Origin of the sequence: Mycobacterium timonense, from assembly GCF_025821985.1 — a bacterium.
In the GTDB taxonomy this organism is placed as follows: domain Bacteria; phylum Actinomycetota; class Actinomycetes; order Mycobacteriales; family Mycobacteriaceae; genus Mycobacterium; species Mycobacterium avium.
Map to the genome: position 1 here is coordinate 75722 of NZ_JACKSY010000104.1, position 19794 is coordinate 95515.

Consider the following 19794-nt stretch of genomic DNA (forward strand, 5'->3'; position numbering starts at 1 on the left):
CGCTGTCGCCGCCGCCACTGTGCGCGCGGCGTTGATCACCAGCGGTAGTGCGCGAAGGCGCGGTTGGCCTCGGCCATCTTGTGGGTGTCCTCGCGCCGCTTGACGGAGGCCCCGAGGCCGTTGCTGGCATCCAGGATCTCGTTTGCCAGCCGCTCGACCATGGTCTTCTCCCGGCGTTGCCGCGAGAAGCTGACAAGCCAGCGCAGCGCCAGCGTGGTGGACCGGTCCGGACGCACCTCGACGGGCACCTGGTAGGTGGCACCGCCGACCCGGCGGCTGCGCACCTCGAGGGCGGGCTTGACGTTGTCGAGAGCACGCTTGAGCGTGATCACGGGATCGGTACCTGTCTTCTCCCGGGCGTTCTCGAGCGCACCATACACAATGCGCTCGGCGAGCGATTTCTTCCCCTTCAGCAGGACTTTGTTCACCAGCTGGGTGACCAGTTGCGACCCGTAGACCGGGTCGTTGACCAACGGGCGCTTCGGCGCGGGCCCCTTGCGCGGCATCAGCTCTTCTCCTTCTTGGCGCCGTAACGGCTGCGAGCCTGCTTGCGGTTCTTGACACCCTGGGTGTCCAGCGAGCCGCGGATGATCTTGTACCGCACACCGGGCAGGTCCTTCACCCGGCCGCCGCGCACCAGCACCATGGAGTGCTCCTGCAGGTTGTGGCCCTCGCCGGGGATGTAGGCGGTGACCTCGACCTGGCTCGTCAGCTTCACGCGGGCGACCTTCCGAAGCGCCGAGTTCGGCTTCTTCGGGGTGGTGGTGTACACGCGGGTGCATACGCCACGGCGCTGCGGGCTGCCCTTGAGAGCCGCGGTCTTGACCTTGCCGATCTTGTCCCGACGACCCTTGCGGACCAGCTGCTGAATGGTTGGCATCTAGGCGGCTTTCTGTGTTGGTGTTGGCGTCTTTTGGGCGGTGTCAAGTCTTCGTAGTGCAGTTATGACCGGTCGGGTCACCCCGCGGCCGGGTGTGTCGCATGCGCTGCGCACCGGACCGGGGTCCGATGCATCCTGGACACGCGAATTCGCCCGGCATTCACTTCCTTACGGTTAGGCGCCGTAAGCCGCCAGGCACGAGCAACCACAATACCCGCCGCCGGTCTCGCAGGTCAAAGCGGCGAACTAGCCGTGCGCGGTGCGCCGTTCCAGACCCGCCGCCAGCCGCAGCACCATGTCGGAGAACAAGGCGTCGGTGTCGATGTCGTCCATCACGCCGGTCATCTCCAGCAGCACGAAGCCGTGCAGGGCGGACCAGAACTCCAGCGCGGCGTGGAACGCCTCCTCGCCGTCCAGCCCGTAGGAGGACAGCACCGAGATCACCGGTGCGGCCGCGCCGCGGGTGGCGGCGGTGTACTCGGGATCGTCACCGCCCAGCGGCATCCGGGTGAAGGCCGAGTAGCGGCCGGGGTGGTGGTGGGCATAGCTGCGGTAGGCGCCGGCCATGACCAGCACCGCGTCGTCGCGGGCGCGGCCCTCGCCGACCCGGTTGAGCATGGTGATGATGTCGTCGATGACCCGGATCCGCACGGCGCGGCGCAGGTCCTCCAGGCTGTCCACGTGGTTGTACAGCGACGGCCCCTTGGTGCCCAGCTGGGTAGCCAGGGCGTTGATGGTCAGCGCGTCCCAGCCCTCGCGATCCAGGAACGTCAGCGCGCCGTCGATGATCCCCTCGCGGCTCAGCTTGGCCGGGCGGGCGGCGGGCCGTCCCGCGCGCTGCCGCCCGGCCGCCGTCGGCGGTTCGGGTTGAGCTGCCATGCGGTCGCCCTTCGATCAGGTACGGATCAACTAATGACTCTAGTTGACGCGCGCCGAAGGAAAAGAAACTCTGCCCTCCGGCGGGCATCTGCACGTAATGTCATGCTTGCCTCGTTCGAGCATCTTCGAGCCGCGTGACAAAAGGGGGCCCGCCGTGAAGTGGACGACCGTCGCCGGGTCACTGGCCGCCTGCGCGCTTGCCGTCCTCGCCGGGGCGGTTGCCCCGCCGCGGGTCGCGCAGGCCAAGAACGGCGACACCCACATCATCGGGCAGGACACCGAGCAGACCATCGACTGCAACGACGCCACCCTGCTGGTCAACGGCACCGGCAACGTCGTCACCGCGCTGGGCAACTGCTATGCCGTGACGGTGATGGGATCGTCGAACACCGTTATCGCCGACTCGGTTTCGCACGACATCACCGTGTACGGCTATGACCAGACGGTGTTCTACAAGAGCGGTCAGCCGTTCCTGTGGGACCGCGGCCGCGAATTGGGCATGACCAACCGGCTCCAACAGGTGCCTGGTTAAAGCACAGCAGCACAACACAATTCGATCAAGGGGGAACGAGGAACCATGCCCGCCCGTACGCCCACACCTGTCCGTGACCGCTGGCTGCGCCTGACCGTGGCACCGGCCGCGGCCGCGCTGCTACTGGCCGGCTGCAGTTCGACGGCCAACCCGCCGGCGGGCTCGTCGACGACCACCACCAAGAGCACCGCCACGACGAGTGCCGGCGCGGCGCCGACGACGGGATCGGGCGGGGCGAGCACCACCGCGTCCATCGAGATCGGCAACACGATCAATTACGGGTCGATGGGCACCACCACCACCCTGGACTGCGCCGGCGGCAAGTCGCTGAACGTGGGCGGCTCGGACAACACCCTGACCGTCACCGGCACCTGCGAGTCTGCGACCGTCAGCGGCACCAACAACAAGATCACCTTCGACAAGGTCAACACCCGCATCACCGTGCTGGGGATGAACAACACGATCACCTACAAGGACGGTGACCCCAAGGTCGACAAGATCGGCCAGAGCAACACCATCAACAAGGGCGGCTGACCCTCAGCCGGCCCTCAAACCGCGGAGGCGCCGTGCCGTCCCGCGCCCGCGGCGAACCGGCCGGCGCCTTCGTTGGCCTCGGCGGCCACCCGGGAGATGCTGGCGAATTCGAAGTCGAGGGCCTCGGATTCCGTTGCGCCCCACTGATGTAGCGCCGAGAGCCGGTCCGAGCGCAGGCACTGCTGCGGCAGCGCGGCCAGTTGCGCCGCCAATTCCTCGGCCGCCCGGCGCGATTGACCTTTGGGGACAACGCGATTCGCCAGGCCGATGGCCTGGGCTTCGTCGGCGGCCACGGCGCGGCCGGTGAGGATCATGTCCATCGCGCGGCTGTGCCCGATCAGCCGCGGCAGCCGCACCGTGCCGCCGTCGATCAGCGGGACCCCCCAGCGGCGGCAGAACACCCCGAACACGGCGTCCTGCTCGACCACCCGCAGGTCGCACCAGATGGCCAGCTCCAGACCGCCGGCGACCGCGTAGCCGCTGACCGCGGCGATGACCGGTTTGGACAGCACCATCCGGGTCGGGCCCATCGGGCCGGGACCACTCCGGTGCACGGCGTTGGCCTCGGGCGTGCCGAACGCCTTCAAATCGGCTCCGGCGCAGAATGTTCCGCCCTCGCCCCACAGCACGGCCACCGACGCGGAGTCGTCGCGGTCGAACTCCTCGAACGCCGCGTACAGCGCGGCCGCCGTCGGGCCGTTGACCGCGTTGCGCGCCGCCGGCCGGTTGATGATCACCGTGGTGACCGGGCCGTTGCGTTCGATTCGCACCGGATCGCTCATGTCGCCTCCGCAAATAGTGGGTCGCGCCGCGCCATCAGCTCCGCGGCGAAGTCGTGGTAGGCCGCCCGCAGCCGGGTGCCGGGCCAGTCCGGGGGCAGCAGTTCGTCGGGCAGCACCGGGTCGGTGAGCAGGTGCCGGACCATCGCCGCGGCCACCACGAAACGGCCGGGAACGTCTGGCGCCGCGGCCATCTCGTTGAGCAGCCGATGCCCGGCCCGGGCCCAGCCGGGCAGGTCCCACAGCCGCCCCGCCAGGTCGGCGGGGTCGTCGTCGCGGGCGGTGATCACCCGCGCCCGGTCGGTGACGTCCGGTCCGAGCTGGGTGTCGATATTGTCCGGGCGCATCCACACGCCCTCGCGCAGTTCACCGAAACGCTTGTCGTGCATGGCATTTCGCAGTGCAGCGCGGGTACGCGCGTCGTCGCCCACGCTGGTCACGATCAGCGTGACCCACTGCCCGCGCCAGGGACGGACCTTGGGGTCGATGGCGTCGTCCTGTCGCCGCTGGCGCGCGAGCAGGCGATCCGAGAGCCGGTAGCCGTCGGCCGAGCGGATCAGGTCGCCGGCATTCACCATCCGGGTCAGCGCCACCCGCAGTGTCGACTCCTTGATGCCGAAATCAGAAGTGAGCCTGACCAATTCGCTGGCCCGGGCGTGCGCGGGGTGCGCACCCAGCAGCACGCTGAGCACCACCGACCGCGCTGTCAGATCCGGCATCGCTACACCTGCGAGGCCTGCCGGCCGTGGTCGCCGAACGGTTCGTCGCGATGCCGCACCGCCTCACGGAATCCGTGCTTCACGGCGTCGGCGACGAAGGCGTGGCCCTCCGGGGTGTGCCGGGCGACGCCGTCGAACACCGTGCTGACCATCCGGCTGGTGGCCACCCCCTGTTGCAGCAGAGCGGAATTCAGCGCGAGCTTGACCATGATCAGCTGGTTGACCGGCACCGCCGCGATCCGCTGCACCAGCCGCTCGGTGCGCTCGTCGAGATCGGCCGGATCGGGTGCCTCGACGGCCAGACCCCATTCGGCGGCTTGCGCGCCGGTGATGCAATCGCCGGTGAACAGGAGCCGCTTGGCGCGCTGATCACCCAGCCGGTGCGCCCACAGGCCGGCGGCCGGCACGCCCCACACCCGCGTCGGCGGGTAGCCGATCTTGGCGTCGGCGGCGGCGATCACCTGGTCGGCGTGCAGCGCGATGTCAGTGCCGCCGGCCACGCAGTAGCCGTGGATCTTGACCACCGTCGGTTTGTCGGCGTGCATCAGGGAGGAGAAGCCCCGCACGAAACGGCTCATCATCTGATAGTCGATCATCGGGTCCCACGGCTGATCGGGTAAATGGTTGACCGCCTGGGTTTTTCCGTCCAGCACGGTGCCCGCGTAGGCACCGGTCCCGCCGGCCGAGCCGGTGCGATCGGCGTAGGCGCTCAGGTCGAAGCCCGCGCAGAAACCCGTGCCGCGGCCGGAGACCAGGATGACGTGCACGTTGGGATCCAGGTCGGCCCGCTCCACCAGCGCGGAGAGCTCCAGCGGGGTGTCCGCGACGATCGCGTTGCCCTTCTCCGGCCGGTTGAAGGTGATCCGGGCAACCCGGTCGGTGACCTCATAGGTCATCGTTTTCAGGTTGTCGAAGTCGACCGGCCTGATCGCGTGGGTCATCGGCGCCGCTCCTCCCCATCGCCGTGCTCTGCATCGTCGCCGGCGCAAGTCATGTTGTGGTTCAGCCCTTTACCAGGGCCCGCTCGAGGATGGGCGCCAGGTCCAGCCCGTCGGGCATGGTGCCGAAGGCGCCTCCCCACCGGCGGTCCAGCCGGGTGGTCAGGAACGCCTCGGCGACGGCCGGATGGCCGTGGCGCACCAGCAGCGAGCCCTGCAGCGCCAGGCAGATGTCCTCGGCCACCTTGCGGGCCCGGTACTGGATGGTGTCCAGCTCGGCCAGGTCGGCCCGCAGCCGGTCGACGTGGCCGCCCAGGCGCGGATCCTGACCGGCGGCCTCGGCGAGTTCGTCGAACAGCACCTCGACGCATTCCGGGCGAGTTGCCATGGCGCGCAACGTGTCCAGCGCGCTGACATTGCCCGAGCCCTCCCAGATGCCCATCAGCGGCGCCTCCCGGTACAGCCGCGGCATGCCCGAGTCCTCGACGTAGCCGTTGCCGCCCAGGCATTCCAGCGCCTCGGCGGCGTGCGGGGTGGAACGCTTGCACACCCAGTACTTGCTGGCGGCCAGGCCGATGCGGCGCAGCAGGGCCTCACGCTGATCGCCGCGCACCGCCTTGTCGGTGGCGCCGGCCATCCGCATCGCGACCATGGTCGCGGCCTCGGCCTCGACGGCCAGATCGGCCAGCACGTTGCGCATCAACGGTTGGTCAATCAGGTAGGCGCCGAACGCCTTTCGGTGCTGGGCGTGGTAGATCGCGCGGGTCAGGCCGGTGCGCATGCTGGTGGCGCTGCCCAGCGTGCAGTCCAGCCGGGTCAGGTTCACCATCTCGATGATGGTCGGCACGCCGCGGCCCTCCTCGCCGACCAGCCAGGCGACGGCGCCGTCGTATTCGACCTCGCTGGACGCGTTGGCGTGGTTGCCGAGCTTGTCCTTGAGCCGCTGCAGGAACATCCGGTTGCGGGTGCCGTCGGGCAGCACCCGCGGCAGCAGGAAGCAAGACAGCCCGCCGGGTGCCTGGGCCAGCACCAGGAAGATGTCGCACATCGGCGCCGAGGTGAACCACTTGTGGCCGGTCAGGCGGTAGGAGCCGTCGCCGTTCGGCACGGCCTGGGTGGTGCCGGCGCGCACGTCGGAGCCGCCCTGCTTCTCGGTCATCGACATGCCCGCGGTGATCCCGGCTTTGGTGGTGGCCACCCTGAGTTCCGGGTCGTATTCGCGGCTGGTCAGCAGCGGCTCGTACACCTTGGCCAGCTCGGGGTTGAAGCGCAGCGCGGGCACCACCGCATAGGTCATCGAGATCGGGCAGACGTGTCCCGGCTCGACCGTCCACACCGAGGTCTTGGCGGCGCGGACGACGTGCGCCCCCGGCCGGTCGTCGGCCCACGGCGCGGCGTGCAGGCCGTGGGCGATCGCGGTACGCATCAGCTCGTGGTAGGCCGGGTCGTACTCGACCTCGTCGACGCGGTAGCCGTTGCGGTCGTGGGTGTGCAGGATGGGCCGGTTGCGGTCGGCGAGCTCTCCCCAGCGCTGCGCCTGACGGCTGGCCGACAACGCCCCCACCTCGTTGACCTCGTCCAGGCCCCACTGCCCACCCTCGCGGATCAGGGCCTCGACGAGCACCGGGCAGCCGGCGGGGTTGTAGTTGTCCAGGGGTGGCACCTGGTTGGTGACGACATGCGTGTCCGACATGCCACCAATGTTACATTTTCTCGACAGTTGCACAAGAGGTGTAACAGCGCGCCGCGGTGCTCAGCTCTTGGTGTGCTCCCGCAGGAAGGCGATGTCGTCCTTGCGGCCCTCGTCAGCGGTTTCGCAGATCACCGGCGCGTCGGCGGCCTTGACCACAGTGACAAGCAGGTCGGGGTCGATCTGGCCGGTGCCGAAGTTGGCGTGCCGGTCGGCCCCCGAGCCCGCCGCGTCCCGGGAGTCGTTGCAGTGCACCAAATCGATGCGCCCGGTCAGCGCCTTGATCCGGTCCACGGCGTCGATCAGCGCCTCACCCGCGGCCCAGGCGTGGCAGGTGTCCAGGCAGAAGCCAATCCCCTTGTCGCCGATGCGATCCCACAGCCGGCCGATGGTGTCGAAGTGGCGGGCCATCGCGTGGTCGCCGCCGGCGGTGTTCTCCAGATACACCTGCACGTCGGTTTCCAGGTAGTCGAGCGCCTTCACCCAGCGTTCGAAACCGGCCTCCATGTCGTTGTCGTCGGCGTGGCCGCCGTGCACGATGACGGCCGTGGCGTTGATCTCCGCGGCGGCGTCGCAGGTGTCCTGCAGGATCTTGCGCGACGGGATGCGCACGCGGTTGTTCGCCGAGGCGACGTTGATGAGATACGGCGCGTGCACGTACAGCGGCACGCTCGACGCCTTGAGCGCCTCGGCGTCGTCGCGGGGTTGGGGTTTCTTCCAGCTCTGCGGGTTGGAGAGGAAGAACTGCACCGCGTCTGCGCCGTCCGCCTGCGCGGCGGCCAGCGGGTCGTCAATGCGGACGTGAGAACCGATGAGCACGTCGGCCAGTCTAGTGAGCGGTCGCGACAGACGGCGATGCCGAGCGTGCACTCATTGCGAAATCTCGCGCGAAAAGGCGCAGCCAGTACACGCTCGGCGGATGCGCCAGCGCAGTTGACTGACTTTCGCTGCAGGATGGTCCGACTAAAATTCGGTCCATGCCGTCGGAACTGCGCATTGATACCGCTGCCGTGCTGGCGATGGCCGACCGGTGGGGCGTTTCAGCGGGCGAACTAGGGCAAACAGCGGCTCCCGCAGGACTGGGTCTGTCGTGTCAGGCGAGCGCGGCCGCCGTGAACGCCGCCCACGCCGACGTCACCGCTTTCACAGCCGCGTTGGCCAGCCAGGTAGAAAGCCGCGCAACGCATGTCGCCGTCGCCCACACCTATTACGTTGCCAACGAAGCTGACTCGGCCACCGAGCTCGCCGCGGTGACACCGCCGGTGACCGGCGTGTAGCAATGTCCGCGGTCGTAGGTAGTCCCAGTCTTTCGCAACTGTTGGCCTGGCCCACCGAGCATCTGACCCAGGCGGCCGACCACTGGGAGACCGTCGGTGCGCGCAGCTACGGAGTGGCCAACCGGGTCTGGCGGGATGCACTCTCGATCGGTTGGCAAGGCGACGCAGCGGAATCGCTGCGTACCGCAACCCATGCCGACATGGTGACGACAAGCGCGGCAGTCGACCAGATGCACGCGGCGGCCAAAGTCGCGCGCAGCGGGGCTTCAGATCTCTCTGCGGCTCGATCTCGGGTGCGCTACGCAGTCGAAGATGCCCGTACGGCGGGGTTCAATGTCGGTGAAGACCTGTCAGTGACCGACCGCTCGAGTGGTGGGTCGGCCGCGCTGCGCGCCGCCCGACAAGCCCAAGCACAAACCTTGGCCAGTGACATCCGCCAACGCGCCGCGCAACTGGTCGGCCTCGATCAACAAGTAGCCGGCAGAGTGACCGCAGCCATGGCCGGTATCCGTGAGACCTTCCCGCAGAGCCCTAGTACCAATACACCTCCGAAACCCCAAATCCAAGCCGTTGATCGTCACTGGAAACAAGACCCAGCGCCAACGCCTGAACCGGATCCTGACACACCGTGGCAGGACCGGCCTCCTCCGCGGACATTGAAAGACGTCCGCGATGCGTTGCGGCAATTGCGTCCAGGCGTAAATAAGCCGGTTCGAGAAGTAGATACTCCCGACGAGTTAAAGAATTTCTGGGACTGGCTTACCAAAGGAGCTCGTGATTTGCCGCCACGCGGCGATACCTTGCGGAAGGCGCTGGGTGACGGGACCGAGATTGATCTTCGGCCAGACAGTGAATCGGGCGGACCGACCATTGAAGTAGTTACGCCGTCTGGCAAGAACCCGAAAGTGCACTTGCCGTTGCCGTTCGTCGATGACCCACCCGAGCCGCCCCCAGTGGTCACTCACCCTCCTGGGGCACCCGTGACGCCAGCGCCCGGTCATCCGCTTCCTACCCCGCTGCCGCGCGCGCAGTTCCCCGATCCGGCCGACTTGCCGCCGTGGCTGCAAAATCCTTCGCCGCCTGGGTTCAGCGTGAACCCGGTACAGCAACCACCTGTGTTCGCTTGGGATCAGCCGGACCCACCGGCACCACCGGTGCCCCACTCGGCGCCACCACCGGTGGGTGGCCACTCGTGGCTGCCGGAAATCGGCCATGATCTCAGTGAGGGAGGCAAGGCGGTGTTCGGCTGGGTGATGGTTGGCGGAGTTCTTGTGTGGACGATCCTCTCCGGGGGCGGCCAAAGCAGTGAGGGGGCCGTGCCATGAGCGGATCTTCTCCGTCACAAGGCTGGCAGCCGCTGCAAGCATCCTCGTTGGCCGAGATGCTTGCCGACGACGAAGACATCGAGGATGTCACCTTGTTAGCGGAACACCAGGTTCCCGGATGGCTGCAGCGGTTAGACGTTCCGCCGCACTGGCAGCTCATCGATTTTCCCGACAGCGCGGAACCGTCGCTAACGCGGATGGCCGTCCGTGGACCACTCGGTAATGGTGAATGGCAGGCCGCCGACACGATCAGTGTCTTCGCCTACACCGGCTGGCCCGCGTTCTATGACGTGTTCCAAAGCGCCGATCGGACGCTGCGTGGCCTCAATGCCGCCGGGATTGCCGTCAGGGTTCTGCCCGTGCCCCCCGTGCAACGGACAGCCGCAATTCGCAGCATCGGCTCGGCCGCAATCGGTGAGCGGAATGTTTGGGTCGAGCAAACCCACTATGTGGCTGGTTCTGAGCAACCGCAGGCGAGCCGGTTGATCGTGCACACCATTTTGGTCGAGGCCACATCCCGTCCCCGGTTCGCCGAGGACGTGAACCGGTTGAGCAACGCGGTTTACCAGGGTTTCGTTGGCACACTCGCCAACGAGTGCAGCAACGGCTAGTCAGTCGTCGCTGGCAACCACCAACGCCAAACGTTCGGTCCTCCGATCGATAAGCACAAACTCGAAGAAGCCCGTCACCGAGCCCACCGAGCTACCCCAGTCGTGTTCGGCGACACCGCGCAGATCGGGCAACTGGTACCGGCTGGTGGCCTCCAGGACACGCGGATACAGCTCCCGCTCCAATTCGTCACGGCGGTCGGCGGGCAGCGGTGCCGCGTACTCGGCCCACGTGCGGATCAACGTTTCGGCGCTGAAAGCCGATACGGGAAAGAAAACTTCGGGCGTAATGGCGTACAACCAATACGGCCCGTGAATGGTCTCCATGTCCTTCTCGCCGGTGCCGCCGTAGCTGTCGCGGTAGCGAACATGGCGGATCAATGACGCCAGAACCTCATAGTCGTCGGCTTCCGCCGGCAACGCGAATAGTTTGATGCTGACCCACTGATAGGTGTGGTTGCGGAAATTGATGAACACTTCGCCTCGGTAATCCAACCGATCTTCCGCGGGCACCGGTTCAGCCCCGACATTGTCAGGCTGCGCCATCGCGTTCACCTCCGCTGCTTTCGCACTTGTCGCATAAGAGCACACTCGGAATCTCGGCGAGAAGCAAGCCACTCGACCGGTAGCGCACGAAAAAGCCCCCGCACACGGCGGGGGCTTTTCGCACTGACTAGCGGTAGTCGCTGTAGCCGTAGTCGTCCAGCGGCACCGCGGCGCCGGTGGCCTGGCCGAAGTCCGGGCTGTAGTACTGATCCTCGTAGGACGGGATCGTGTACGCGGCGGCCCGGGCCTCCTCGGTCGGCTGCACCTGGATGTTGCGGTACCGGTTGATCCCGGTACCGGCCGGGATCAGCTTCCCGATGATCACGTTCTCCTTCAGACCGTTGAGCTTGTCGCTGCGGCAGTTGATCGCCGCGTCGGTCAGCACTCGCGTGGTCTCCTGGAACGACGCCGCACTCAGCCACGAGTCGGTGGCGAGGCTCGCCTTCGTGATACCCATCAGCACCGGACGCCCGGCGGCGGGCTCGCCGCCCTCGGCCACCACCCGGCGGTTCTCCGCCTCGAACTCCGCGCGGTCGATCAGCGAGCCGGGCAGGAACTCCGTCGAGCCCGAGTCGATGATGGTGACGCGGCGCAGCATCTGGCGGACGATCACCTCGATGTGCTTGTCGTGGATCGACACACCCTGGGCGCGGTAGACCTCCTGGACCTCGCGGACCAGGTGGATCTGCACCTCGCGCGGGCCCTGCACACGCAGCACCTCGTGCGGGTCGGCCGAGCCTTCCATCAGCTGCTGACCCACCTCGACGTGGTCGCCGTCGGAGAGCACCCGCTCGGAGCCGTCCTCGTGCTTGAACACGCGCAGCCGCTGCCGCTTGGACAGCTTGTCGTAGACGACCTCTTCGCTGCCGTCGTCGGGAACGATGGTGATCTTGTAGAAGCGCTCACCGTCCTCGAGACGGACCCGCCCGGTGACGTCGGCGATCGGCGCCTTACCGCGCGGGATGCGGGCCTCGAACAGCTCCTGCACCCGGGGCAGACCGCCGGTGATGTCCTCACCGACACCACCCTGGTGGAAGGTACGCATGGTCAGCTGGGTACCGGGCTCACCGATGGACTGGGCGGCGACGATGCCGACGGCCTCGCCGATGTCGACCAGCTTCCCGGTGGCCATCGACCGGCCGTAGCAGGTCGCGCACACGCCGGTGCCCGTGGTGCAGGTCAGCACCGAGCGCACCTTGACCGACGTGATGCCGGCCGCCAGCAGGGCGTCGATCTCCGGGTCACCGAGGTCCTCGCCGCGGGCGACGATGACGTTGCCGGCCTCGTCGACCGCGTCGGTGCCCAAAGTCCGTGCGTACGCCGAGGTTTCGATGTACGGGTCACGGATCAGGGTGCCGTCGGGCTGACGCTCGGCCAGTTCGACGACGATGCCCCGCTCGGTCTCGCAGTCGTGCTCGCGCACGATGACGTCCTGGCTGACGTCCACCAGACGACGGGTCAGATAACCCGAGTCGGCAGTACGCAACGCGGTGTCCGCCAAGCCCTTTCGAGCGCCGTGCGTGTTGATGAAGTACTCCAGCACGGTCAGGCCCTCGCGGAACGACGACTTGACCGGACGCGGGATGAACTCACCCTTCGGGTTGGTCACCAGACCCTTCATGCCGGCCAGCGTCCGGGTCTGGGTGAAGTTACCGGTGGCGCCCGAGTCGACGATCGTGATGATCGGGTTGTCGGCCGGGTAGTGCTCGCGCAGCGCCTGACCGACCTCGTCGGTGGCTTCCTTCCAGATCTCCACCAGCGCCTCGTTGCGCTCGTCGTGGTTCAAAGCACCACGCTGGAACTGCTTTTCGACCTTCTCGGCCCGCTCCTCGTACTGGTCGAGGATCTCCTTCTTGCGCGGCGGAACCAACACGTCGGCCATCGACACGGTGACACCGCTGCGGGTCGCCCAGTAGAAGCCGGCGTCCTTCAGCTTGTCCACGGTCTGCGCGACCACGATCATCGGGTAGCGCTCGGCCAGGTCGTTGATGATCGACGCCTGCACCTTCTTGTGCATCTGCTTGTTCACGAACGGGTAGCCCACCGGCAGCAGCTCGTTGAACAGCACCCGGCCCAGCGTGGTCTCGGCCATCCAGGCGTCGCCCGGCTGCCAGCCGTTGGCGCCGAACAGCTCGGCCTCGATCTCGGCGGGCGGACGCAACTGGGTCAGCCGCACCTTGATCTTGGCCCGCACCGAGAGCACCCCGCGGTCGGCGGCCATGATGGCCTCGGCCGGCGAGGAGTACACGCCCACCTCGGGGGTGTCCTTGGCCGCGGGCCGGTACTCGCCCTTGTCGCCTTCGACCTCGGTGGTCAGGTAGTACAGCCCGGTCACCATGTCCAGTCGCGGCATGGCCAGCGGGCGGCCCGACGCGGGCGACAGGATGTTGTTGGACGACAGCATCAGGATGCGGGCCTCGGCCTGCGCCTCGGCGCTCAACGGCAGGTGCACCGCCATCTGGTCACCGTCGAAGTCGGCGTTGAACGCCTCACACACCAACGGGTGCAGCTGAATTGCCTTGCCCTCCACCAGCATCGGCTCGAAGGCCTGGATGCCCAACCGGTGCAGCGTGGGCGCGCGGTTCAGCAGCACCGGGTGCTCGGCGATGACCTCTTCCAGCACGTCCCACACCTGCGGACGCTGGCGCTCCACCATCCGCTTGGCGCTCTTGATGTTCTGCGCGTGGTTGAGGTCGACCAGCCGCTTCATCACGAACGGCTTGAACAGCTCGAGCGCCATCAGCTTGGGCAGGCCGCACTGGTGCAGCTTGAGCTGCGGGCCGACCACGATGACCGAACGGCCCGAGTAGTCGACGCGCTTACCGAGCAGGTTCTGCCGGAACCGGCCCTGCTTGCCCTTGAGCAGGTCGCTCAACGACTTCAGCGGGCGGTTGCCCGGCCCGGTGACCGGGCGGCCGCGGCGGCCGTTGTCGAACAGCGCGTCGACGGACTCCTGCAGCATCCGCTTCTCGTTGTTGACGATGATCTCGGGCGCGCCGAGGTCGATCAGCCTCTTGAGCCGGTTGTTGCGGTTGATCACCCGGCGGTACAGGTCGTTGAGGTCGCTGGTGGCGAACCGGCCACCGTCGAGCTGCACCATCGGGCGCAGCTCCGGCGGGATCACCGGGACGGCGTCGAGCACCATGCCCATCGGCGAGTTGCCGCTCTGTTGGAACGCGGCGACCACCTTGAGCCGCTTGAGGGCGCGAAGCTTCTTCTGCCCCTTGCCGTTTCGGATGACGTCACGCAGCTGCTCGGCCTCGGCGTCGATGTCGAAGTTCTCGATGAGCTTCTGGATCGACTCCGCGCCCATGGCGCCGGTGAAGTACTCGCCGTAACGGTCGACCAGCTCGCGGTAGAGGTTCTCGTCGACGATCAGCTGCTTGGGGGCCAGCTTGGTGAAGGTGTTCCAGATGTCCTCCAGCCGGTCCAGCTCGCGCTGGGCGCGGTCGCGGATCTGGCGCATCTCCCGCTCGCCGCTGTCGCGGACCTTGCGCCGCGCGTCGGCCTTGGCGCCCTCGGCCTCCAGCTCGGCCAGGTCGGCCTCCAGCTTCTGGGCGCGCGCCTCCAGGTCGGCGTCGCGCTGGTCCTCGACGGCCTTGCGCTCCACCATCATCTCGGCCTCGAGGGTGGAGAGCTCGTTGTGCCGCATCTCCTCGTCGACGGACGTGATCACGTACGCGGCGAAGTAGATGATCTTCTCGAGGTCCTTGGGCGCCAGGTCGAGCAGGTAGCCCAATCGCGACGGCACGCCCTTGAAGTACCAGATGTGCGTGACGGGCGCGGCCAACTCGATGTGGCCCATGCGCTCGCGGCGCACCTTGGCGCGGGTCACCTCGACGCCGCAGCGCTCACAGATGATGCCCTTGAAGCGCACGCGCTTGTACTTGCCGCAGTAGCACTCCCAGTCGCGAGTCGGTCCGAAGATCTTCTCGCAGAACAGGCCGTCCTTCTCCGGCTTGAGCGTGCGGTAGTTGATGGTCTCCGGCTTCTTGACCTCGCCGTACGACCATTGCCTGATGTCCTCCGCGGTGGCCAGACCGATCCGGAGTTCATCGAAGAAGTTGACGTCGAGCACGTAACTCCCTTTCCCCTTGCGGGTTTGGTTAGTGAAAAAGTTGGTTAAGCCAGGTCCTCGACGGACGCGGATTCGTTGCGGGACAAGTTGATTCCCAGGTTCGCCGCGGCCCGCTCCAGGTCCTCGTCCTCGCCTTCGCGCAGCTCGATCGCCGCGCCGTCGGAGGAGAGCACCTCGACGTTGAGGCACAGCGACTGCAGCTCCTTGAGCAACACCTTGAAGGACTCGGGGATACCCGGCTCCGGGATGTTCTCGCCCTTGACGATCGCCTCGTACACCTTGACCCGGCCGACCGTGTCGTCGGACTTGATGGTCAACAGCTCCTGCAGCGTGTACGCCGCGCCGTAGGCCTGCATGGCCCAGCACTCCATCTCACCGAAGCGCTGGCCACCGAACTGCGCCTTACCGCCCAGCGGCTGCTGGGTGATCATCGAGTACGGGCCGGTGGAGCGGGCGTGGATCTTGTCGTCCACCAGGTGGTGCAGCTTCATGATGTACATGTAGCCGACGGTCACCGGGTACGGGAACGGCTCCCCGGACCGGCCGTCGAACAGCACCGCCTTGCCGTCGCCGTCCACCATGACCTCGCCGTCGCGGTTGGGCAGCGTGCACGACAGCATGCCGGCCAGCTCCTCTTCCTTGGCGCCGTCGAACACCGGTGTCGACACGATCTGGTTCGGCTGTGCGTGCCGCAGCTCCTCGGGCAGGTTGACCGCCCACTCGGGATTGCCGTCGATGTTCCAGCCGGACTTGGCCACCCACCCCAGGTGGGTCTCCAGGATCTGGCCGATGTTCATCCGTCGCGGCACACCGTGGGTGTTCAGGATGATGTCCACCGGCGTGCCGTCCGGCAGGAACGGCATGTCCTCCTGCGGCAGGATCTTGCCGATGACGCCCTTGTTGCCGTGCCGGCCGGCAAGCTTGTCACCGTCGGAGATCTTGCGCTTCTGGGCCACGTAGACGCGGACCAGCTCGTTGACCCCGGCGGGCAGCTCGTCGTCGTCCTCGCGGGAGAACACCCGGATGCCGATGACCTTGCCGGACTCGCCGTGCGGCACCTTCAGCGAGGTGTCGCGGACCTCGCGGGCCTTCTCGCCGAAGATGGCGCGCAGCAGCCGCTCCTCCGGCGTCAGCTCGGTCTCCCCCTTCGGGGTGACCTTGCCGACCAGGATGTCGCCGTCGCGGACCTCGGCGCCGATGCGCACGATGCCGCGCTCGTCGAGGTCGGCCAGCACCTCGTCGGAGACGTTCGGGATGTCCCGGGTGATCTCCTCGGCGCCCAGCTTGGTGTCGCGGGCGTCGATCTCGTGCTCCTCGATGTGGATCGAGGTGAGCACGTCCTCCTCAACCAGCCGGTTGGAGAGGATGATCGCGTCCTCGTAGTTGTGGCCTTCCCACGGCATGATCGCCACGAGCAGGTTCTTGCCCAGCGCCATTTCGCCGTTCTCGGTGCACGGACCGTCGGCGATGACCTGGCCCGCCTCGACCCGGTCGCCGGCGTCGACGATCGGGCTCTGGTTGGCGCAGGTGCCGTGGTTGGACCGCTCGAACTTGCGCATCCGGTAGGTGTGCCGGGTGCCGTCGTCGGCCATAACGGTGATGTAGTCGGCGGAGACCTCCTCGATCACCCCGGACTTCTCGGCGACGACGACGTCGCCGGCGTCGATCGCGGCGCGCAGCTCCATGCCGGTGCCCACCAGCGGCGCCTCGCTGCGCACCAGCGGAACCGCCTGGCGCTGCATGTTGGCGCCCATCAGGGCACGGTTGGCGTCGTCGTGCTCGAGGAACGGGATCATCGCGGTGGCCACCGACACCATCTGGCGCGGCGACACGTCCATGTAGTCCACCTCGGACGAGGGCACGTACTCGACCTCGCCCGCCTTGCGGCGGACCAGCACCCGGGCCTCCGCGAACCGGCCCTTGTCGTCGATCGGCGAGTTGGCCTGCGCCACCACGTGGCGGTCCTCCTCGTCGGCGGTCAGGTAGTGGATCTCGTCGGTGACCACGCCGTCGACCACCTTGCGGTACGGCGTCTCGATGAACCCGAACGGGTTGACCCGCGCATACACCGACAGCGAGCCGATCAGACCGATGTTGGGACCCTCCGGGGTCTCGATCGGGCACATCCGGCCGTAGTGGGACGGGTGCACGTCGCGGACCTCCAGCCCGGCCCGCTCCCGGGACAGACCACCCGGGCCCAGCGCCGACAGGCGGCGCTTGTGGGTGAGCCCCGACAGCGGGTTGTTCTGGTCCATGAACTGGGACAGCTGGCTGGTGCCGAAGAACTCCTTGATCGCCGCCACGACTGGACGGATGTTGATCAGGGTCTGCGGCGTGATGGCCTCGACGTCCTGGGTGGTCATCCGCTCGCGGACGACGCGCTCCATCCGGGACATGCCGACCCGGATCTGGTTCTGGATCAGCTCACCGACGGTGCGCAGCCGGCGGTTGCCGAAGTGGTCGATGTCGTCGGTCTCCACCGGCACCTCGATGCCGCCGGGGACGGTCATCGTGGGCTGACCCTCGTGCAGGCGCACCAGGTACTCGATGGTGGCGACGACGTCTTCCTCGGTCAGCGTCGAGCTGGTGATCGGCTCACCGGCGTGCAGGCCGAGCTTCTTGTTGACCTTGTAGCGGCCCACCCGGGCCAGGTCGTAGCGCTTCTCCTTGAAGAACAGGTTCTCCAGCAGGGTCTGCGCGGACTCCTTGGTCGGCGGCTCGCCCGGGCGCAGCTTGCGGTAGATGTCCAGCAGCGCCTCGTCGGTGCCGGCGGTGTTGTCCTTCTCCAGCGTCGACATCATGATCTCGGAGAAGCCGAACCGCTCGGTGATCTGCTCGTTGGTCCAGCCCAGCGCCTTGAGCAGCACGGTGACCGGCTGGCGGCGCTTGCGGTCGATGCGCACGCCGACGGTGTCGCGCTTGTCGACGTCGAACTCCAGCCAGGCGCCGCGGCTGGGGATCACCTTGACGCTGTGCAGCGTCTTCTCGGTGGACTTGTCGATGGTCTCGTCGAAGTACACGCCCGGCGAGCGGACCAGCTGGCTGACCACCACGCGCTCGGTCCCGTTGATGATGAAGGTGCCCTTCTCGGTCATCATCGGGAAGTCGCCCATGAACACCGTCTGGCTCTTGATCTCGCCGGTGTTGTTGTTGATGAACTCGGCCGTGACGAACAGCGGGGCCGCGTACGTCATGTCCTTGTCTTTGCACTCGTCGACCGGCGCCTTGACCTCGTCGAAGCGGGGGTCGGAGAAAGACAGCGACATCGAGCCCGAGAAGTCCTCGATCGGCGACAGCTCGTCGAGCACCTCTTCCAGCCCGCCCTTGGGCTCCGCGTCGCCGCGGGCGATCGCGGCCTCACGCCACCGTGGCGCGCCGATCAGCCACTCGAAGGAGTCGATCTGCACGTCCAGCAGGCCGGGAACCTCGAGCGGTTCGCGCAGCTTGGCGAAGGAAACTCGGTTGGGCGCTCCGGGCACGGAGCCGTTCAAGGAACTTGATCCGTTTGAGGAACTTTGTGGGCGATCCGTCTTGCTCTGGCGGAAATCTGCCAAGATGCATCCTTCCAGCACCTCGTGCGACTCACGAAGGCCGGGGCCACCGGCTGCGTTCGCCGCGAATTGTGTCGGTTCGGCCGGCAAACGAACTGTCCGGATCTCACGCGCGCAACTAAAGAACTAAGCCACATCAAGGGGCTCAGGCTTAGACCACGGTGTCAAGTGGCGGGTGAGGTGGGCAGGAGGTAGCCAGCGCAACGTCCAACAATAGCGCAGGGCGGCGCATTCCTCAACTGTCCAGCACAAGCAATCCAGGGACATCGGCGCTGGCTGGCGTCTCGAGTTTCCGCTGGATACATGCTGCCCAACAGACTGGCCCGTTTACGGCCCGTCGTCAAGAGGGCGGGCCGCCAAGTTACGCGAAGTTATCGCGAACTTTCGGGCCGGCCGCGCTAGTCGCCGACCTCGTGTGCCCGGTACTTGTGGGTGCCCTCCAGGTCGTCGAGGATCGCCGCCTGCGCCTTCTGCGGCAGGGTGTGCAGGATCTCGCGCACCCGGGCCTGGCGCCGGGCGACGGCCTTGCGCTCCGGCATGCCCGGCGAGGCGACGATCTGGGGCGGCACGCCCTCGATCTCCTCCACACCGCCGGCGTGCTGGCCGGCCTCCAGCGCGGCCTGCTCTTCGGCCATGGTGGCCTCGTCCTTCTCCTCGGACATGCCGATCGGCCCGATGCGGCGGCCGTTGAGGAACTGCTTGACCACGGGCTCGTCGCTGGTCAGCAGCACCTCGCGGGGGCCGAACATGACCAGCTTGCGGCGGAACAGCATGCCCATGTTGTCCGGCACAGTGCGGGCGATGTTGATGTTGTGCGTGACGATCAGGACGGTGGCGTCGATCTGGGCGTTGATGTCGAGGATCAGCTGGCTCAGGTAGGCGGTGCGCACCGGGTCCAGACCGGAGTCCGGCTCGTCGCACAGGATGATCTGCGGGTCCATCACCAGGGCGCGGGCCAGGCTGGCGCGCTTGCGCATACCGCCGGAGATCTCGCCGGGGAACTTCTTCTCGTCGCCGCCCAGACCCACCAGTTCCAGCTTCTCCATGACGATGTCACGGATCTCGCTTTCCTTCTTCTTGGTGTGCTCGCGCAGCGGGAAGGCGGCGTTGTCGAACAGGTTCATCGAACCGAACAGGGCGCCGTCCTGGAACATCACGCCGAACAGGGTGCGGATCTCGTAGAGCTCCTTGGCCGAGCACTGCAGGATGTCGGTGCCGTCGATGACCACCGAGCCGCGCTCGGGGCGCAGCAGACCGATCAGCGATTTCAGGAACACCGATTTGCCGGTACCCGACGGCCCCAGCAGCACGCTGACCTCCCCGGCGGGGATTTCCAGGGTCACGTCCTCCCAAATTCGTGACGATCCGAAGGACTTCGTGAGGCCGTTCACCTCAATAGCGACACCCATGGGAGATCCTTCCGTCGACGCTCATGCCCGCCACCTGCCCTTTTCTGTG

The 19794-nt window shown here is 67.1% G+C and carries 16 protein-coding genes and 1 pseudogene; 5 read left to right on the forward strand and 12 right to left on the reverse strand.

The window, feature by feature from the left end:
- Nucleotides 1–35 precede the first annotated feature (35 nt).
- The 3 genes from rpsG to H7I87_RS22885 form a co-directional block, all read right to left on the reverse strand.
- Nucleotides 36–506, reverse strand: a complete 471-nt coding sequence (rpsG, locus tag H7I87_RS22875; RefSeq protein WP_003873540.1) for a 30S ribosomal protein S7 — start codon at nucleotides 504–506, stop codon at nucleotides 36–38.
- Nucleotides 506–880, reverse strand: a complete 375-nt coding sequence (rpsL, locus tag H7I87_RS22880) for a 30S ribosomal protein S12 (RefSeq protein WP_003879423.1) — start codon at nucleotides 878–880, stop codon at nucleotides 506–508. The genes rpsG and rpsL overlap by 1 nt, the downstream gene beginning before the upstream one ends.
- A gap of 246 nt (nucleotides 881–1126) precedes the next feature.
- Nucleotides 1127–1759 (reverse strand): TetR/AcrR family transcriptional regulator, encoded by a 633-nt coding sequence (locus tag H7I87_RS22885; protein WP_003873542.1) that lies wholly within the window; start codon nucleotides 1757–1759, stop codon nucleotides 1127–1129.
- A gap of 154 nt (nucleotides 1760–1913) precedes the next feature.
- On the opposite strand from H7I87_RS22885, the gene H7I87_RS22890 reads away from it, so the two are divergent.
- Together H7I87_RS22890 and H7I87_RS22895 are read left to right on the forward strand one after the other, a co-directional pair.
- Nucleotides 1914–2291 (forward strand): DUF3060 domain-containing protein, encoded by a 378-nt coding sequence (locus tag H7I87_RS22890; RefSeq protein WP_003873543.1) that lies wholly within the window; start codon nucleotides 1914–1916, stop codon nucleotides 2289–2291.
- A 45-nt stretch (nucleotides 2292–2336) separates the two neighbouring features.
- Entirely contained in the window at nucleotides 2337–2825 is a 489-nt protein-coding gene (locus tag H7I87_RS22895) for a DUF3060 domain-containing protein (protein ID WP_019732955.1), read from the forward strand.
- 14 nt (nucleotides 2826–2839) lie between these two features.
- On the opposite strand, the gene H7I87_RS22900 is transcribed toward H7I87_RS22895, so the two are convergent.
- The 5 genes from H7I87_RS22900 to H7I87_RS22920 form a co-directional block, all read right to left on the reverse strand.
- On the reverse strand, nucleotides 2840–3607 hold the full coding sequence (locus tag H7I87_RS22900) for a crotonase/enoyl-CoA hydratase family protein (protein WP_003873545.1): 768 nt from the start codon (nucleotides 3605–3607) through the stop codon (nucleotides 2840–2842).
- A complete protein-coding gene (locus tag H7I87_RS22905; RefSeq protein ID WP_023862232.1) occupies nucleotides 3604–4323 on the reverse strand; it encodes a PaaX family transcriptional regulator C-terminal domain-containing protein in 720 nt (239 codons plus the stop codon). Before H7I87_RS22905 ends, H7I87_RS22900 begins: the two co-directional genes overlap by 4 nt.
- A 2-nt stretch (nucleotides 4324–4325) precedes the next feature.
- Nucleotides 4326–5264 carry a crotonase/enoyl-CoA hydratase family protein gene (locus H7I87_RS22910; RefSeq protein WP_023862231.1) on the reverse strand — a complete coding sequence of 313 codons (939 nt, stop codon included), beginning with the start codon at nucleotides 5262–5264 and terminating at the stop codon, nucleotides 4326–4328.
- Nucleotides 5265–5325: 61 nt separating this feature from the next.
- A complete protein-coding gene (locus H7I87_RS22915; protein WP_023862230.1) occupies nucleotides 5326–6954 on the reverse strand; it encodes an acyl-CoA dehydrogenase family protein in 1629 nt (542 codons plus the stop codon).
- Between the two features lie 60 nt (nucleotides 6955–7014).
- Nucleotides 7015–7770, reverse strand: coding sequence for a deoxyribonuclease IV (locus H7I87_RS22920; RefSeq protein WP_023862229.1), 756 nt, complete (start codon nucleotides 7768–7770; stop codon nucleotides 7015–7017).
- 158 nt (nucleotides 7771–7928) lie between these two features.
- Here H7I87_RS22920 and H7I87_RS22925 point away from each other — a divergent pair, with 158 nt between their 5' ends.
- The 3 genes and pseudogenes from H7I87_RS22925 to H7I87_RS22935 all read left to right on the forward strand — a co-directional run bounded on the left by H7I87_RS22925 (nucleotide 7929) and on the right by H7I87_RS22935 (nucleotide 10164).
- Nucleotides 7929–8228 carry a hypothetical protein gene (locus H7I87_RS22925; RefSeq protein WP_023862228.1) on the forward strand — a complete coding sequence of 100 codons (300 nt, stop codon included), beginning with the start codon at nucleotides 7929–7931 and terminating at the stop codon, nucleotides 8226–8228.
- Between the two features lie 2 nt (nucleotides 8229–8230).
- Nucleotides 8231–8851: pseudogene (locus H7I87_RS29340) on the forward strand (hypothetical protein); the annotation flags it as partial.
- Nucleotides 8852–9600: 749 nt separating this feature from the next.
- Nucleotides 9601–10164, forward strand: a complete 564-nt coding sequence (locus tag H7I87_RS22935; RefSeq protein ID WP_023862226.1) for a hypothetical protein — start codon at nucleotides 9601–9603, stop codon at nucleotides 10162–10164.
- On the opposite strand, the gene H7I87_RS22940 is transcribed toward H7I87_RS22935, so the two are convergent.
- From H7I87_RS22940 to H7I87_RS22955, 4 genes are all read right to left on the reverse strand, one after another.
- Nucleotides 10165–10707 (reverse strand): hypothetical protein, encoded by a 543-nt coding sequence (locus tag H7I87_RS22940; protein WP_129560148.1) that lies wholly within the window; start codon nucleotides 10705–10707, stop codon nucleotides 10165–10167.
- Between the two features lie 127 nt (nucleotides 10708–10834).
- On the reverse strand, nucleotides 10835–14785 hold the full coding sequence (locus tag H7I87_RS22945; protein WP_011726094.1) for a DNA-directed RNA polymerase subunit beta': 3951 nt from the start codon (nucleotides 14783–14785) through the stop codon (nucleotides 10835–10837).
- Nucleotides 14786–14829: 44 nt separating this feature from the next.
- Nucleotides 14830–18339, reverse strand: a complete 3510-nt coding sequence (rpoB, locus tag H7I87_RS22950) for a DNA-directed RNA polymerase subunit beta (protein ID WP_085978600.1) — start codon at nucleotides 18337–18339, stop codon at nucleotides 14830–14832.
- Nucleotides 18340–18734: 395 nt separating this feature from the next.
- On the reverse strand, nucleotides 18735–19745 hold the full coding sequence (locus H7I87_RS22955) for an ABC transporter ATP-binding protein (protein ID WP_003873552.1): 1011 nt from the start codon (nucleotides 19743–19745) through the stop codon (nucleotides 18735–18737).
- Nucleotides 19746–19794 lie beyond the last annotated feature (49 nt).

Bases quoted from the DNA above. Each gene is read 5' to 3' on its own strand.
- H7I87_RS22925 (WP_023862228.1), top strand. From the start codon at position 7,929: ATGCCGTCGGAACTGCGCATTGATACCGCTGCCGTGCTGGCGATGGCC.
- H7I87_RS22915 (WP_023862230.1), bottom strand. From the start codon at position 6,954: ATGTCGGACACGCATGTCGTCACCAACCAGGTGCCACCCCTGGACAAC.
- H7I87_RS22940 (WP_129560148.1), bottom strand. From the start codon at position 10,707: ATGGCGCAGCCTGACAATGTCGGGGCTGAACCGGTGCCCGCGGAAGAT.
- rpsG (WP_003873540.1), bottom strand. From the start codon at position 506: ATGCCGCGCAAGGGGCCCGCGCCGAAGCGCCCGTTGGTCAACGACCCG.
- H7I87_RS22885 (WP_003873542.1), bottom strand. From the start codon at position 1,759: ATGGCAGCTCAACCCGAACCGCCGACGGCGGCCGGGCGGCAGCGCGCG.
- H7I87_RS22905 (WP_023862232.1), bottom strand. From the start codon at position 4,323: ATGCCGGATCTGACAGCGCGGTCGGTGGTGCTCAGCGTGCTGCTGGGT.
- H7I87_RS22900 (WP_003873545.1), bottom strand. From the start codon at position 3,607: ATGAGCGATCCGGTGCGAATCGAACGCAACGGCCCGGTCACCACGGTG.
- H7I87_RS22895 (WP_019732955.1), top strand. From the start codon at position 2,337: ATGCCCGCCCGTACGCCCACACCTGTCCGTGACCGCTGGCTGCGCCTG.
- H7I87_RS22910 (WP_023862231.1), bottom strand. From the start codon at position 5,264: ATGACCCACGCGATCAGGCCGGTCGACTTCGACAACCTGAAAACGATG.
- H7I87_RS22955 (WP_003873552.1), bottom strand. From the start codon at position 19,745: ATGGGTGTCGCTATTGAGGTGAACGGCCTCACGAAGTCCTTCGGATCG.
- rpsL (WP_003879423.1), bottom strand. From the start codon at position 880: ATGCCAACCATTCAGCAGCTGGTCCGCAAGGGTCGTCGGGACAAGATC.